We start from the raw sequence: 14,527 nt of genomic DNA on the forward strand, positions 1-14,527 counted from the left end.
GGTGTGACCGGCCCGTTAGCCTGACCACTCCAGTTCATTACCGGCCTGCGACAGGCCAGGAGTGCCGCATCATGCGTCGTCACCGTGGATCTATCAACCCGGGCCTTCTGGCCTGTTTTTGTCTCTCCTCGGTCGCCATGGCGGCAGACGTACCGAGCGTGCATGTCTACAACTGGTACGACTACATCGGGCCGAACACGCTGCACGATTTCCAGCGCGACAGCGGCATCCGGCCGGTGTACGACACCTTCGACAGCGCCGAAGTGCTCGAAGGCAAACTGATGACCAGCCGCAGCGGCTACGACGTTGTCGTGGCGAGCAACTTCAGCCTGCCGACCCTGATCAAGGCCGGCGCCCTCGCCCCCTTGCCTCGCGATCAACTGCAAGGCTGGCAGAATCTCGACCCCGAGCTGTTGAAAAAACTCGCGGTCAACGATCCGGGTAATCAGTACGCCGTGCCTTACCTGTGGGGTACCAACGGCATCGGCTACAACGTCGAAAAAGTCCGCGCCGCGTTGGGTGACAAAGCGCCGGTGGATTCCTGGGAGTTGCTGTTCGACGAAGCCAATCTGGCCAAACTGAGCGAGTGCGGCGTGGCGATGCTCGATTCGCCGTCGGAGATGCTGCCGGTCGCCCTGCATTACCTGGGCTTGCCGCCCAACAGCACCGATCCCGAGGACTACAAAAAAGCCGAAGCACTGCTGCTCAGGCTGCGCCCGCACATCGCCTACTTCAACTCTTCGAAGTTCATCAGCGATCTGTCCAATGGCAATATCTGCGTGGCGGTTGGCTGGTCCGGGGCGATGCTCGAAGCCAAGACCAACGCCGAGCAGGCCAATAACGGCGTAAAGATCGCCTACAGCCTGCCAAAGGAAGGCGCGCCGGTGTGGTTCGACACTCTGGTACTGCTCAAGGACGCGCCCAACCGCGCCCAGGGCCTGGCGTTTATCGATTACCTGCTGCGACCGGAGGTGATCGCGCCGGTCAGTGATCACTTGTCGTACCCGAATGGCAATCGGGCCGCGACAAAGCTGGTGGCAGCAGCAACTCGCGACAACCCGGCGGTCTACCCGTCCCCTGCCGCCATGGCCACGCTCTACACCCTCGAACCCTTGCCCAAAGCCGCCGAACGCGTGCGTACACGGGTGTGGAGCAAGGTCAAGAACGGCCAGTAACCCGCGCAAGAAATCTGCCTGCCTCATCCGAGCGGTAAGCCGCCCGACCTTTTGAATCAAGAGACTGAATCTATGAATCCGCGTGCCCGTGATCTCGACATCCTCATTGGCCAGATGCAACCCGGCCCGCTCAATGCCATCACCGATGTGCCGGGCGTGCGCGTCGGTCACAGCAATGTACGCGGTCGCAGCAGCAGCGGCCGTGACATCTGCACCGGCGTCACGCTGATCGAGCCGCGCCTCGGCTCGACCAGCCAGCAACCGTGCTTTGCCGGCGTGCATGTACTCAATGGCAACGGTGATGCGACCGGGCTGGAATGGATTCGCGAGGCCGGTCTGCTGACCAGTCCGATTGCCTTTACCAACACCCACAGCCTCGGTGTGGTGCGGGATGCGCTGATTGTGCTGGACCGTGAGCAACAGCCGGATGACGGGCGGCTTTACTGGAATATGCCGGTGGTGCTGGAGACCTTCGATGGGCTGCTCAATGACATCAACGGCTTTCACGTCAAGCCCGAGCATGTCGCCGAGGCACTGAACGGCGCCGTGGACGGCCCGGTGCTCGAAGGTGCGGTGGGTGGTGGCAGCGGCATGATCTGCCATGAGTTCAAGGGCGGTATCGGCACCGCATCGCGCCGTTTGAGTGCTGCCCAGGGTGGCTGGACCGTTGGCGCGATCGTGCAGGCCAACCACGGTATTCGCAGTGAATTACGCGTCGATGGTTACCCGGTCGGGCGCTATATGGAACAGAAGGATTCACCGTTCCTGCGGGCAGCGCTGCCGCACCCGGGCATGGGCTCGATCGTCGTTTGCCTGGCGACTGATGCGCCGCTGCTGCCCCATCAATGCACGCGCCTGGCACAGCGTGCCAGCCTGGGCCTGGCGCGCACCGGCGGCGGTAACGAAGACCACAGCGGCGACATCTTCATTGCCTTCGCTACCGGCAATGATCACGTCCCGCCCGCCGCTTACGAGGCTAAACGCGCAGCCACCTGCAACGGCTTGCGCATGGTCAACAACGACCACATCAGCGAGCTGTTTCTGGCCGCGACCGAAGCCGTTGAAGAAGCGATCATCAATGCCCTGCTCGCCAGCGACAGCAGCGAGGGCAACGGTCATTCGGTGCCGGGCCTGGATGCGCAGACGCTTCTGGCGGCGCTGAAAAAATCCGGTTGGCCGGGATCGCGTCCGGCGTGAACCGGCATTGTGCAGGGACGACTGGCGGTACTTGAGTCGTCCGCTGCACGCTCCCAGGATGAAGCTACGCGGTGCCTGGATTGATCCGGCGCTGCGTAGGCGTGGGTGTACTGACTCCCAATCAAGCCCAAGTTCTGCTTCACACGCCTCTTGAGCCTCACGGGCTCTACTTCCTCCCCATCAAAGAGCTTTGAGGCTCTTTTTTTGTCTGCGTATTTCAGTCCTCGGCGAGACCTTCGGCGCGAATCGACCGCCATGCCGCCTGCGCAAGCACTTCGCGATAAGCCATCGGACTGCCCTTAACTCGCCCTGCCAGCCAGGCCCGGCAGTAACTGTCCGCCTGGCCGATGATCAGCGATGGCAGCAACTCCGCAGGCAAATCCTTAAGCTCAGCGGCGCGACCCGATTCGGCCAACCACTGGCCCAAGCGCAGGTTGCGCGTCTTGTTGCGCTCGGCCAGCTCTTCCTTGAACGGGCCTTTGGTCACTGCGAATCGTGCGTGGTACTGAAAACGCGCCCACTGCGGCTGCTGCTCGACCCAGTCGACATAGCTGAAGACCAGCGCCTGCACTCCTTCCTCCGTGGTATTGGCCGCGTCCAGATACGCATCACGCAGACGCGCCTGATCCTCCAGCGCGGTGAAAAACAGCGCCGCGACCAGCCCTTCCTTGTTGCCGAAATGGTGGTAGATCGCGCCAACGCTGGTGTCGCACTCGGCACGGATCATTTCGATGGTGGTGGCCTCGATCCCCTGTTCATTGAACAGGCTCAGGGCCTTGCGAAAGATATCGCGTTTGAGTTCGGCGCGGCGGCCGGGGTAGCTGCGTTCCAGTAGATCGGCGGTGTCCATGCTGCTCGGGTCCAAAAACGGAGGTTGATAAAGGCGTCACGTGCCCGTGAACAAATCGCGCCTAGGTTGACAGATTTGCCGTGAACAGAATACCGTTCCGTTACAGAACATTATTCTGTAACGGAACATAATTCTGCAAACCACCCAGTGAGGCTTCCATGAGTCAATCTCTCAGCATGTTCAACAGCGTCGGCGCGGATGCATTCAGCAAAATGGCCTGTCAGTTCGCCCCGTACTTCAGCACCATCAATCCGCTGATCAGCGAATTGCGCCCGAACGCCGCCACCGTACAAGTGCCGTTTCGCAAGGAAATTACCAATCACCTTGGCACGGTGCATGCGATCGCCCTGTGCAACGCGGCGGAACTGGCCGGCGGAATGATGACCGACGTCTCGATCCTGCCCGGCGCGCGCTGGATTCCAAAGGGCATGACCGTGGAATACCTGGCCAAGGCGAAAACCGACGTCACCGCCGTGGCCAGCGCCGAAGGTGTGGATTGGCAAAGCGATGGCGACAAGGTGGTCAACGTCGACATTCACGATGCCGAGGGTAAAAAAGTCTTCACCGCGCGCATCACCATGAACGTCAAGATCGGTTGAGATTGCAGGCACAAAAAAGCCCTCGTAGCGCAATGCGCAGCAAGGGCTTTTTACTGGCCGGGTCAGTGCAGAGTCAGGCGCTGACGGACAAATTCTTCTACGTGACGGCTGGTCTGATCCAGATGGCGATCGCGTTGTTTCTCCGCATCGAGCATCGCGCGCTTGCCGTTTTTCTGCAGCAAGTAAGTATGAATCTGCTGCACTTCCAGCGAGCGGTAGATCGGCGTGGTGTCGATGAACCCGCGCAAGCCGTTGCTGCGGTAATGCCGCGTGCTCATCAGCACCTGCGTTTCGCGCTGGCCGATCACTTCAAAACCCAGCGCCTCGAAATACGGCACCTTGCCAATGCTGCAGGCCAGTTCCGCATGCGGATAGCGCCCGACCATGTCCGCGAGCATCGCCCGCGCCACACCCTGACGCCGATGGCCTTCACGCACCGCCATGTACGCGACGCTGCACGCCTCCCAATCGCCCTGCACCGGCAGACAGATGAGAAATCCGATGACTTGCTCTGGATCCTCATCGTCAGTGGCCACCAGCAATTCCACCTCGGTGCCCTTCTGGCCGTTCAACGCCTCGAGGTACAGATGCACCTCATAACCCACCGCGTACTGATAAACGTTGTACAGCAGATTGCTCGGGCCGAGGCCGACAGCACTGATGTCGGTCAGGTAATCGACGACCATTTGCAGGATCTGGCTGTTGACGCTTTCCGGGCATGGGGAGGTGTAGTGGGTGATGCGTGGCATGGGCAAACTCCGGCGATAAAAAACGTTGCCGATGATCAGAGCCGTCGACGAACCGCGACATCATACCGCGCCGAATCTATCGAACCGTCACTGTTGTGGCGCCACCACCCTGAATTTGATGTAGATGTCCTTCGACACCACGCTGTCCGCCCACTCCCCTGCGCCGAGGCCGAACTCCTCACGGTTGAGCACCAGCTCGCCGTCGAAAATGCCAATGGCGTTGTCCGGTTTCAGCTCCACCGGCACCTCGACATCGCGAGTGATGCCCTTGAGCGTGAGCTGACCGGCGACCTGGTAACGATGCTCGGTAACTTGAGTAAAACGGCTGGACTTGAACACCGCGAGCGGGAATTTCCCGGTGTCGAACCACGCCGGTTTCACCAGTTCGGTATTGGCGTCTTCACTGCCGGCATCGATGCTGGCGAGATCGATATGCAGCGTGGTTTGGGCTTTGCCGAGGTCGTCGGTATCGAAGTCCAGCGTCGCCTCGAACTTGCCGAAGGTGCCGTACATTCGCGAGCCCATCTGTTTGTAGGTGAAACTGATCTGGCTGGCGCTGGTGTTGACCCGGTTATATTCAGCGGCCTGCGCACTGGCCATGACAAAGGATGTAAACGCGGCAACCAGCAGCAATCGCGACGTCATGAAATTCTCCGGGCGGCGTGTGTCGTCGGGGCCTTGGTTGACTTAAGCAAACAGCCGAGCGTTATGCCAGTTCACGCTCTCCCACAAGGGATACAATTTTCTCGGCGCTACCCGGTTGAACCGGCCTTTCCTTCGCCCTGCCGCGCAGGTGGTGACGCAACTTCAGCGCCGGTCGCTCGACGCAGTAATACGTCAGGCCACTGCAGAAAAATGACAACGCCAGCACCGCTCCGACAACGTAGGCGTCATACGCGACGGGCCAAAAACCCCGCAGTAGATACATCACCACAAAGTGGTTAAGAAACACGCCATAACTGATATTGCCCAGGAACTCGTCCATCCGGTGGAATTTCAGTTTGGTCAACAGGTAGACCAAGGGAATGCCCACGGCGATACCCAGAGTGACTTCGGCATTGAACGGACGACGCTCAATCCATCCGACCATGATCGCTACAAACAGCAGTCCCGCCGCAACGGCTGTGCCGGTGACAACGACCATTGCTCTGATATTGCGTTGGTATAGATAACAGCCGCACAGGAAGATGAACAACACACCCGGCAACAGACGATATCCATAGACATCGGTATTGATGAAGCCCAGGCAGGCCAGCAGAAAAACCCCGACCGAGACAGCAAAGGCGACACCCTGCGCCTTGCAAATCAGCAGAAATGGAATCAGCAGGTAGAAACTCATTTCCAGCCCCAGCGACCAGCCCGGTGGCAGGATCTCGGTCCCGCCGACGCCGAACATGTAATAGCCAAGCGGTAGCATGAGCAAACTGGTGGACAGGGTCTTCCATGTCAGCTCAGCCGCTTGGGGCGTACCGGGCAACAGAAAATGAATAACCAGACACGAGGCGACGAAGTAGACCAGAAATTGCGGATACAACCTCAGAGCCCTGTCGATATAGAACAGACCGATCTTCCTCGGCTCACGGTAGTTTCGCTCGATGAGCGAAGCCATGACGAATCCACTGATGATCAGGAACGAGATGACGGCGATCACACCAGGATTCAGTCCGGCGAACTTTTTGCCCATATGAGATACAGCGACCAACACCGCCAACAGCAGTCGAAAAGCTCCCACTTGAACCCTCGTCATTCCCTTATCGTTGTGGGCGCATACGCTACGATGCTTTCGTCTCGGGGGACAGAGAAATGTTTGTCCGCCGTGCCTAAATCAACCGCTCGATCTTCTGGTGTTTCCAGACCAGTTTGTAATAGAGCGTCTGCAGTATCAGCATCCCCAGATAGGCAACCGGAAAAGCCATCCACACACCCTGCAAACCGAACTGCCCATCGAGCCAGTACGCCGCCGGCAACTGCACGCCGACCACGCAGACAATCGAAATGACCACCGGCACCAGGACGGTGCCGCTGGCGCGCATGATCCCGCCGATGATGGCCTGGAAGCCGAACACCAACAGGCTCCAGAGCATGATGTGCAGCAGATGCTCGGCCATCGCCCGGGTCGAGTCCTCGGTCAGGAACAGGCCCAGCAACCAGTGCGATAGCAGATAACCCAGCACAATCAGGCCAACGGTCAGGCACACATTGATCAACAGCCCGGTGCGCAGGATCGGCCCCATGCGTTGCAGATGCCCGGCGCCGATTGCCTGGGCACCGAGAATCGATGCGGTGATCGCAATCGACAGCGCCGGAAACTGCACATAGTTGACGATCTGCGTTACTGCGCCATACGCCGCCGTCGCTTGCGAGCCGTGCTGGTTGACCAGTGCCAGGATCACCAGCTCCGATAACGACAGCACGATCATCTGTACGCCGGTGGGCAGGCCGATGCGCAGGACCTTGCCGAGAATGACCCGATCCAGTCGCAATGCGGCAAAGAACTCTCGATCCGGCGCCAGCGGATGGCCCTTGCGGATCAGCCGCCAGGCCAGCCACGCCATTGCTGAGAGATTCCCCGCCAGCCCGGCATACGCCGCGCTCTGAATGCCCAACGGTGGCAAGCCCAGCCAGCCGCGAATCAATGCCGGCGTCAGCGCCAGCCCCACGGTGGTGGAGACGATCAGCGCGAGTAATGGCGACAGCGTATCGCTGACACCACGCAGCAATTGGGTGAACAGCACGAATACCAGTAGCGATGGCAGAATCCACAACATGACGTGGGCATAGTCCACCGCGTCGTCGAGCACATCCGCCGGCGTGCCCAACCCCGTCAGTGCCTGTCGCGCAAACACCGTGCCCAGCACCGCCGCGACCAAACCGATCAACACACCCAGTAGCAACGTCGCTCCGGCAATCGCCTTGACCATGTGCGTTTCGCGCGCGCCCCACGCCTGACCGATCAACACGCCCGCGCCAGCTCCAAGGCCGATGACCAGGGCGATGAAAAAGAACACGACGGGAAACATGCCGGATACCGCCGCCAGCGCCTGGGTGCCGAGCATCTGGCCGATGTAGATGCTGTTGACCGTCCCGGACATCGATTGCAGGAAGTTCGACAGCACCATCGGCGCGAGAAACAGCAGATAGGTTTGCCAGAGCGGCTTGGCGAAGGTGGCGCTTTGCATTGAATGGAGGTCCATCTCGACGGCGGCAGGCCTGATTGACGATAGCTTCGGTGAGTTGCGTGCAGCGTGCAATCAACATTTCCCATCGGCGTTGATTGCCTGTTTTGCATTTGTGTAAATGCCAGGCATCGCTTTGTGTCAGTGTGCGGCTGTGGTAAATCAGCGATTCTGTCGACACGTACTATTGAGGCTCGGTTCATGCGTAACGTTGCAAATTTTCTGCTTGGCTCCCTCCTCGCTCTGTCGGCCGCCTACGCTCAAGCGGCCGCACCCGCAGCGGCGCCTGCTTCATTGAAACCGCTACTGGCCACTTTGAATGAACGCCTGAGCATCGGCGATCTGGTTGCGTTGACCAAGTGGGACAGCGGCAAGCCGATCCAGGACAGCCCGAGAGAGGCGCAGGTCATCGCCAATGCCCGAACTCTGGCCGCCGAACATCAACTCGACGCAGACGATGTCGCGCAACTGATCGCCGCACAGATGGAAGCGAACAAACTGGTGCAATACGGTCTGCTCGCGCAATGGCAAGCGGCAGGTGCTGCACCGGACACACCGCGTCCGGATCTGGGCAAACAAATCCGCCCGCGCCTGGATGAACTGCAAAAGCGCTTGTTGCAGCAGTACGCCGCCTTCGCGCCCTATCGCCAGGATCCGAATTGCCCGGCATGGCTGGCCAATGTCCGCAACGGTCTGGCCGCCGATGCGCTGCATGACATGGCGCTGATTCGTGCCAGCGGCGAGTTGTGCATTCGGGCAAAAGCCCTCTGAATCGCCGCTTATGGCAAACATCATCGGCGTCGATGTTCACCATCACGTCAATGAAGTTCTCATAAAAACTGCGCGGCGTAACATCGGCTCCAGACAAACAAACAACTTCCTGGAGCACACGATCATGAAACGCCAAACCCTTCTCGGCATCGCTTTCTCGGTTTTCGCAGTTAACGCTTTTGCAGTAACGCCTGCTCACACCCTGGTCGCTGAAGGCGGCTCGGACAAGCTGATCGAAAGCCGTCTGGCTGAAGGTGGTTCAGATCGTCTGCTCGAACGCCGTGTTGCTGAAGGTGGTTCGGATCGTCTCATCGAACGCCGTGTTGCCGAGGGTGGCTCCGATCGCTTGATCGATCGCCGTGTTGCCGAGGGTGGCTCTGATCGTCTGATCGAACGCCGTGTTGCCGAGGGTGGTTCTGATCGTCTGCTCGAACGCCGCGTTGCTGAAGGTGGCTCTGATCGTCTGCTCGAACGCCGCGTTGCTGAAGGTGGATCTGATCGTCTGATCGAGCGCCGCGTTGCATGAATCTACTGCATGACCGCAACACCCATGAAAAAGCCCGGCCTGATCAGCCGGGCTTTTTTGCATTCAACCGTCGCTTACTGCGCGGTTTTCAGCTTGACCACATCACCGGAGATGGTGGTGGTGTAACCGGTCAGGACCCAGGCCCAGAACCAGTTTTCCTGAACCTGTGTATTGATCATTGCATCGCCGCCCTTGGCTTGGATGGCCGCGTTTTGCGCGCGCACAAATCGGCTGTTCTGGCGGATAGGGATGATGCCAAACAGCAGCAGGCCGGTGGCCGATGCTTCGCTGTGGCCAACCACGGTGTATTGGTTGCTGTCGTAATGGGCGGTTTTCATCGGGGCGCCGGTGCAACCTGCCAGAACCACACCGAACAGTGCGGCGGCGACTACTTTGCTGAGGTATTTCACAGTAAAACTCCATGGGGGAACGCCCGGGATCCGTCTCTCGGGCGGCGCGCATTCTAACCAAAATGATGGCTCATTGGCATCAATCTTGTTTGTATTTACTTGAACCCGTTCGCTGGCCCGCCGTCAGCGATGTCGCATACCATGGCGCCACTTCAATAAAGACAGACACCCGCCTCCATGTTCAAAGCCAGTCTGCGTAGCCATCTCACCCTGTGGTTCGGCGGTTTGTCCCTGCTGACGTTATTGAGCGTCGGCTTCTATGTCGGTCATATCGCCACCGAACAAATGAAGCAGGCCAGCGGCAACGCCTTGCTGAACACGGCGCGCGCGGCGGCGACGTTATTGGGTGAGCAACTGCGCGAGCGGCAACTGGAGGTCTACCTGCTCAGTCGCGCGCCGCATCTGGAGCGTGGCGATCTGGACAATCCAGCCATCCTCAAGTCGATGCAGTTGCGCACCCAGGCGCGCGCCGAATATGCGTGGATGGGCGTCACCGACGCCGAGGGCAACGTCCGCCAGGCCGTCAATGATCTGCTCGTCGGTCAATCGGTGCAGAAACGCCCGTGGTTCCAGATCGGCCTGCGCCGGCAATACACCGGCGATCCCCATGAAGCAGTGTTGCTGGCCAAGTTGTTGCCGGGCCTGCCCAATGGCGAGCCGCTGCGCTTCATCGATTTCGCCGCGCCGATCCACAATGCCGAAGGACAGGTGATTGGCGTGCTGGGCGCACATGCACACTGGAGTTGGGTAACGCGCATCGTCGAGTCGGCAGCGTTTTCCCACAAGAACTCGGCGCCGGATATCCAGGCGCTGATTGTCGATCACGACGGCAAGGTGCTCTACCCCGAAGCGCTGATGGGCCAACAGCTGGCGACCAACGATCCGGTATTGTCGGGCTGGACGGCGGCCAACGGTTACCTGACCAGCATGGTCACTGTGCCGACGCCATCGGGCACGGCGCTGTCGTGGTCGATCGCCATTCGCCAGCCACTGGAGACTGCGCTGCAACCGGCGCGGACGCTGCAATACGAATTGCTGATACTCGGCGTTTTCGCCGCCATCGTTTTCGGTCTGGTGGCTTATTACCTGGCGCTGTACCTGAGCCGCCCTATCGAACAACTGGCACGCTCGGCCAAACAAGTGCAAAACAACCAGGCCGGCGCACAGTTTCAGCTGCAGCATCCGGTACTGGAAATCGCCCAGCTCGGCCAGTCCATCGACGCAATGACGCAGTCACTGCTCGGCAAGGAACGCGAGCTGCAAGAAGCCAACGCCTCGCTGGAAGCCACCGTGGCGCAACGCACTGCCGCACTCACCGAGGCCAACGCCGAACTGCTGAGTCTGGCCACACACGACGGCTTGACCGGCGTTTACAACCGTCGCCGTTTTGACGAAAAAATCACTGAATACTCGCTGCTGTCCCGACGCACCGGACGCCCGTTCGCCCTGCTGCTGATCGATGCCGACCACTTCAAACGCATCAATGACAGCCACGGCCACGCGGTCGGTGATGAGGTCCTGCAACAACTGGCGACCTTGATCCAGAACAGCGTACGCAGCACCGATTTCGTCGCGCGTTACGGCGGCGAAGAGTTCGCCGTACTGCTGCCGGAAGTCGCGCAACCCGACACCCCGGAAGTCGTCGCCGAAAAGATTCGCACGGCAGTCGCCGAAGCGCAGTTTCCCGGCGTCGGCAACGTCACGGTGAGTATTGGCCTTGGCCTGGCAGATCCGGCAGACAACAACCATACGACGCTGGTCAAACGTGCCGATCAGCAGCTGTATCAGGCGAAAGCTGCGGGGCGCAATCAGGTTGCGTTCCATGCTCACTGACACCGGCGTATATCAACCAGAGACAGGCTGCCATCGCTGGCAAGCCAGCTCCCACAGGGATGAGGTAAAGCCGGAGATATTGGTCGTTTGGAGAACCGCTTTCGCGAGCAGGCTCGCTCCCACAGAAAAGCAAAGCAGCGCAGCTGCCCGCGGCGAAGCCGCCCCACTCCACAATGAGCGCAAGCTCGAGTACCGCTTTTGATCTTGATCCACCGGCGACGTCGGAAGGCTGAGCGGAGGGATTGATCCGGGGGTGGGAGCGCAGCGACCGTCTGGCGCAGCCAGACACAGCGAGTGTAGGTGCAGCGAAGCAAACCGTAGCCGCTGCGCCCGGATCGATCCCGCAGCGAAGGGACCCGAGCCTGCGAGGGCCGAACGCAGGAGCAAGCCTTTTGGGTTACCTTTTTGGCGTTTGAAAAAGGTGACCCGCCGTAAGGGCGGAACCCTAAGCAGCCGTTACCGCAGCAATGGATATGTACTCAATCAGCCAGGAAACCATCGCCCGACTAGGGCTCAGCACTGAACCTCTGCAGATAAGCCAACAAATTATTCAACTTCTCCTCATCACTCAGCCCCCAGAAAATCATTCGCGTCCCCGGCACCACCCCTTTCGGATCCTTCAGATACGCTTTCAACGTCGCCCGATCCCAAGTAATCCCCGAGTTTTTCATCGCAGCGGAATAAACATAATTGGCCGAAGCCCCCGCAGCCCGGCCAACGATGCCGTTCAACTGCGGACCAAACCCCGAACGCGCCGACTCGCCAACCTGATGGCAACCGCCGCACAGACGCGGAAAGATTTTCGCCCCGGCTTCAGGATCGCCCTCAGCCTGAGCGCAGGTGCTGAAGATCAAGGCGAGAAGCAGTGCTGTGGTGAATTTCATTAAACAGTCCAAACCTGGCTTTGCATGGCGTGAACGCAGTTTACAGATAAGCGCCGACAATCGTTCTGACAGTGATCAACGCCTGACGCAACACCTTCATGTCCACCGAACCCAACGCCAGACGAATCGCATGGGGCGTATTGGCCGACAGCGAAAACGGCTCGGCGCTGGTGACCGAAATCTGCTGCTGCATCAACTCGACCACGATCTGATCGGCACGCACATCTTCGGGCAACGGCAACCACAGAAAATACGAGGCCGGATGAGCAATGTAGCGCAGCCCCTTCAGCACCTCGGCGGCCAAGGCCTGTCGTGCCATCGCATCACTACGCTTCTGCTTCTCAAGCACGGTGACGGTGCCGTCGTCGAGCCAACCGCACGCAATGGCGGTCATCACCCCGGGCGTGTTCCACGTTGTCGCGCGAATGATTCGCTCCAGTGCGGGCACTTGAGGCCGCGGCGCCGCGATGAAGCCGACGCGCAAACCGGTGGCGATGTTTTTCGACAGGCCCGATACGTAAAACGTCCGTTCCGGTGCCAGATCGATCAAGGTTCGCGGCGGATTTTCCACCAGAAACGCGTAGGCCGCATCTTCGATAAGTGTCAGATCATAGCGCCGGGCAATCGCCACCAATTGCTCGCGCTGTTCCAGTGGCATGACCCAGCCCAGCGGATTGTGCAGCGTCGGCATGCTGTACACGGCGCGCACCGCACGCTGGCGGCAGAGCCTGTCCAGTGCCGGCAAATCCGGGCCGTGCTCTGTCATCGGGATCGCCAGCACTTCCAGATGCAACGCGTCGGCCAGCACCTTGAACCCGGAATAGGTCAGCGCATCGGCGGCGATCACATCACCGGGCTTGAGCAGGGTCATCAGCGTCACCGCCAAACCTTGCTGAGCGCCATTGACGATCAGCACTTGGTCGGCTTCAACGGTCACGCCGCGTGTCGACAAATGTCGCGCCACCGAGGCGCGTTCGTGGGCACGTCCGGCGTGGGGTTGATAACGCAGCAACGCTTCGAGATCGCCGGACAACGCCAGTTGCCGCAACGCCGTGCGCAACAACTCAGCCTGACCGGGCAACGACGGATAGTTGAAATTCAGGTCGATCATGCCGACCGCTACGTCTTTCTGATCGATGCCCTGCCCCGGCGCCAGCGACGTTTCCCGCACAAAAGTGCCGCGCCCGGCTTCGCCACTGACCAGGCCCATCGCCTCAAGCTCGGCATAAACCCGTGAAGCGGTAACCAGCGCCAGTCCTTCCTGCGCCGCCAGTTGCCGATGCGTAGGCAATCGCGTGCCCGGCGGCAGTCGTCCGCCACGAATATCCGCCGCGTAACGGTCAACCAAGGTCTTGTAACGGGATCGGGGCATGCCGGCTGTATCCATGACAATTTTTTGATTGTGCTGATTCTCAGCCCTAGGATCTCCGCAATACAACCCACTATTTGAGCGCGACCGACATGCACACAACATCGACTGCGGCCAACCCGGCGCTGGAAAAGACCAGTGGCTGGATCAACGGTTTTATCGGTGTGCTGATTTTCAGCGGTTCACTGCCGGCCACACGCTTGGCGGTGCTGGAATTCGATCCGGTGTTTCTGACCGTGGTGCGAGCAGCGATTGCCGGCGCACTGGCGGTCGGACTTCTGCTGTTGTTCAAGCAACCGCGACCGTCGCGCCATCAGTGGCTGTCGCTGGTGATTGTGGCGCTGGGCGTGGTGTTGGGTTTTCCGCTGCTGACCGCGTTGGCATTGCAGCACGTAACGTCAGCGCATTCGATCGTGTTTGTAGGATTGCTGCCGCTGGCCACGGCAATGTTTGGTGTCTTGCGTGGCGGTGAGCGGCCACGGCCGGTGTTCTGGATCTTTTCGGTGCTGGGCAGCGCATTGGTGGTGGGCTTCGCTCTGTCGCAAGGCCTAAGCGCCTCGCCCATCGGGGATCTGCTGATGCTCGCGGCGATTCTCGCCTGCGGCCTCGGTTACGCCGAAGGCGCGAAACTGTCACGCAGCCTCGGCGGCTGGCAGGTGATCTGCTGGGCGCTGGTAATGTCGTTACCGCTGATGGCAGTGCTGAGCCTGTGGCTGGCGCCCGCCTCGTTCGGCAACATCAGCTTGCCTGCGTGGATGTGCCTGGGCTACGTGTCGCTGTTCAGCATGCTGATCGGCTTTGTGTTCTGGTATCGCGGCCTGGCCCAGGGCGGGATTGCGGCGGTCGGGCAGTTGCAGTTGCTGCAGCCGTTTTTCGGTCTGGCGCTGGCGGCGACGTTGCTGCATGAGCAGGTCAGCGTCGGCATGCTCGGCGTAACGCTTGGGGTGATTCTTTGCGTGGCCGGAGCGAAGAAATTCGCCAGGTAATG

General features: G+C 60.0%; 15 protein-coding genes. 7 read left to right on the forward strand and 8 right to left on the reverse strand.

Going from position 1 to position 14,527, the window contains the following annotated elements:
- Positions 1-71: 71 nt before the first annotated feature.
- Both AB4O12_RS11095 and AB4O12_RS11100 read left to right on the forward strand, forming a co-directional pair.
- A complete protein-coding gene (locus tag AB4O12_RS11095; protein ID WP_460061902.1) occupies positions 72-1,175 on the forward strand; it encodes a polyamine ABC transporter substrate-binding protein in 1,104 nt (367 codons plus the stop codon).
- Between the two features lie 72 nt (positions 1,176-1,247).
- Positions 1,248-2,372, forward strand: a complete 1,125-nt coding sequence (locus AB4O12_RS11100) for a DmpA family aminopeptidase (protein ID WP_460061904.1) — start codon at positions 1,248-1,250, stop codon at positions 2,370-2,372.
- 217 nt (positions 2,373-2,589) lie between these two features.
- Here the strand turns inward: AB4O12_RS11100 and AB4O12_RS11105 are convergent, their stop codons facing one another.
- Positions 2,590-3,222, reverse strand: a complete 633-nt coding sequence (locus tag AB4O12_RS11105) for a TetR/AcrR family transcriptional regulator (protein WP_336342280.1) — start codon at positions 3,220-3,222, stop codon at positions 2,590-2,592.
- Between the two features lie 158 nt (positions 3,223-3,380).
- On the opposite strand from AB4O12_RS11105, the gene AB4O12_RS11110 reads away from it, so the two are divergent.
- Positions 3,381-3,821, forward strand: coding sequence for a hotdog fold domain-containing protein (locus AB4O12_RS11110; RefSeq protein WP_460061906.1), 441 nt, complete (start codon positions 3,381-3,383; stop codon positions 3,819-3,821).
- Between the two features lie 62 nt (positions 3,822-3,883).
- Here AB4O12_RS11110 and AB4O12_RS11115 read toward each other — a convergent pair whose 3' ends face one another.
- From AB4O12_RS11115 to AB4O12_RS11130, 4 genes are all read right to left on the reverse strand, one after another.
- On the reverse strand, positions 3,884-4,570 hold the full coding sequence (locus AB4O12_RS11115) for a GNAT family N-acetyltransferase (RefSeq protein WP_110600861.1): 687 nt from the start codon (positions 4,568-4,570) through the stop codon (positions 3,884-3,886).
- Between the two features lie 87 nt (positions 4,571-4,657).
- A complete protein-coding gene (locus AB4O12_RS11120; RefSeq protein ID WP_460061910.1) occupies positions 4,658-5,215 on the reverse strand; it encodes a YceI family protein in 558 nt (185 codons plus the stop codon).
- A gap of 61 nt (positions 5,216-5,276) precedes the next feature.
- On the reverse strand, positions 5,277-6,317 hold the full coding sequence (locus AB4O12_RS11125) for an acyltransferase family protein (protein ID WP_460061913.1): 1,041 nt from the start codon (positions 6,315-6,317) through the stop codon (positions 5,277-5,279).
- 73 nt (positions 6,318-6,390) lie between these two features.
- Positions 6,391-7,749, reverse strand: a complete 1,359-nt coding sequence (locus AB4O12_RS11130) for an MATE family efflux transporter (protein ID WP_460061915.1) — start codon at positions 7,747-7,749, stop codon at positions 6,391-6,393.
- A 198-nt stretch (positions 7,750-7,947) separates the two neighbouring features.
- On the opposite strand from AB4O12_RS11130, the gene AB4O12_RS11135 reads away from it, so the two are divergent.
- Positions 7,948-8,517 carry a chorismate mutase gene (locus tag AB4O12_RS11135; RefSeq protein ID WP_095182041.1) on the forward strand — a complete coding sequence of 190 codons (570 nt, stop codon included), beginning with the start codon at positions 7,948-7,950 and terminating at the stop codon, positions 8,515-8,517.
- A 124-nt stretch (positions 8,518-8,641) separates the two neighbouring features.
- Positions 8,642-9,043: a hypothetical protein gene (locus tag AB4O12_RS11140; RefSeq protein WP_460061918.1), complete on the forward strand. Its 402-nt coding sequence runs from the start codon at positions 8,642-8,644 to the stop codon at positions 9,041-9,043.
- A gap of 74 nt (positions 9,044-9,117) precedes the next feature.
- Here AB4O12_RS11140 and AB4O12_RS11145 read toward each other — a convergent pair whose 3' ends face one another.
- Complete coding sequence (locus tag AB4O12_RS11145; RefSeq protein WP_024013386.1) at positions 9,118-9,453, reverse strand: hypothetical protein; 336 nt, start codon at positions 9,451-9,453, stop codon at positions 9,118-9,120.
- Between the two features lie 177 nt (positions 9,454-9,630).
- Between AB4O12_RS11145 and AB4O12_RS11150 the strand changes: the two genes are divergently transcribed.
- A complete protein-coding gene (locus tag AB4O12_RS11150; protein WP_460061921.1) occupies positions 9,631-11,286 on the forward strand; it encodes a sensor domain-containing diguanylate cyclase in 1,656 nt (551 codons plus the stop codon).
- Between the two features lie 506 nt (positions 11,287-11,792).
- On the opposite strand, the gene AB4O12_RS11155 is transcribed toward AB4O12_RS11150, so the two are convergent.
- Together AB4O12_RS11155 and AB4O12_RS11160 are read right to left on the reverse strand one after the other, a co-directional pair.
- Entirely contained in the window at positions 11,793-12,170 is a 378-nt protein-coding gene (locus AB4O12_RS11155) for a c-type cytochrome (RefSeq protein WP_460061924.1), read from the reverse strand.
- A gap of 40 nt (positions 12,171-12,210) precedes the next feature.
- A complete protein-coding gene (locus AB4O12_RS11160; RefSeq protein ID WP_460061926.1) occupies positions 12,211-13,542 on the reverse strand; it encodes an aminotransferase-like domain-containing protein in 1,332 nt (443 codons plus the stop codon).
- A gap of 89 nt (positions 13,543-13,631) precedes the next feature.
- Here AB4O12_RS11160 and AB4O12_RS11165 point away from each other — a divergent pair, with 89 nt between their 5' ends.
- Entirely contained in the window at positions 13,632-14,525 is an 894-nt protein-coding gene (locus AB4O12_RS11165; RefSeq protein WP_305381069.1) for a DMT family transporter, read from the forward strand.
- Positions 14,526-14,527: the final 2 nt, after the last annotated feature.

It is taken from the genome of Pseudomonas sp. S2_A05 (assembly GCF_054668485.1).

Bases quoted from the DNA above. Each gene is read 5' to 3' on its own strand.
- AB4O12_RS11095 (WP_460061902.1), top strand. From the start codon at position 72: ATGCGTCGTCACCGTGGATCTATCAACCCGGGCCTTCTGGCCTGTTTT.
- AB4O12_RS11100 (WP_460061904.1), top strand. From the start codon at position 1,248: ATGAATCCGCGTGCCCGTGATCTCGACATCCTCATTGGCCAGATGCAA.
- AB4O12_RS11105 (WP_336342280.1), bottom strand. From the start codon at position 3,222: ATGGACACCGCCGATCTACTGGAACGCAGCTACCCCGGCCGCCGCGCC.
- AB4O12_RS11110 (WP_460061906.1), top strand. From the start codon at position 3,381: ATGAGTCAATCTCTCAGCATGTTCAACAGCGTCGGCGCGGATGCATTC.
- AB4O12_RS11115 (WP_110600861.1), bottom strand. From the start codon at position 4,570: ATGCCACGCATCACCCACTACACCTCCCCATGCCCGGAAAGCGTCAAC.
- AB4O12_RS11120 (WP_460061910.1), bottom strand. From the start codon at position 5,215: ATGACGTCGCGATTGCTGCTGGTTGCCGCGTTTACATCCTTTGTCATG.
- AB4O12_RS11125 (WP_460061913.1), bottom strand. From the start codon at position 6,317: ATGACGAGGGTTCAAGTGGGAGCTTTTCGACTGCTGTTGGCGGTGTTG.
- AB4O12_RS11130 (WP_460061915.1), bottom strand. From the start codon at position 7,749: ATGCAAAGCGCCACCTTCGCCAAGCCGCTCTGGCAAACCTATCTGCTG.
- AB4O12_RS11135 (WP_095182041.1), top strand. From the start codon at position 7,948: ATGCGTAACGTTGCAAATTTTCTGCTTGGCTCCCTCCTCGCTCTGTCG.
- AB4O12_RS11140 (WP_460061918.1), top strand. From the start codon at position 8,642: ATGAAACGCCAAACCCTTCTCGGCATCGCTTTCTCGGTTTTCGCAGTT.
- AB4O12_RS11150 (WP_460061921.1), top strand. From the start codon at position 9,631: ATGTTCAAAGCCAGTCTGCGTAGCCATCTCACCCTGTGGTTCGGCGGT.
- AB4O12_RS11155 (WP_460061924.1), bottom strand. From the start codon at position 12,170: ATGAAATTCACCACAGCACTGCTTCTCGCCTTGATCTTCAGCACCTGC.
- AB4O12_RS11160 (WP_460061926.1), bottom strand. From the start codon at position 13,542: ATGCCCCGATCCCGTTACAAGACCTTGGTTGACCGTTACGCGGCGGAT.
- AB4O12_RS11165 (WP_305381069.1), top strand. From the start codon at position 13,632: ATGCACACAACATCGACTGCGGCCAACCCGGCGCTGGAAAAGACCAGT.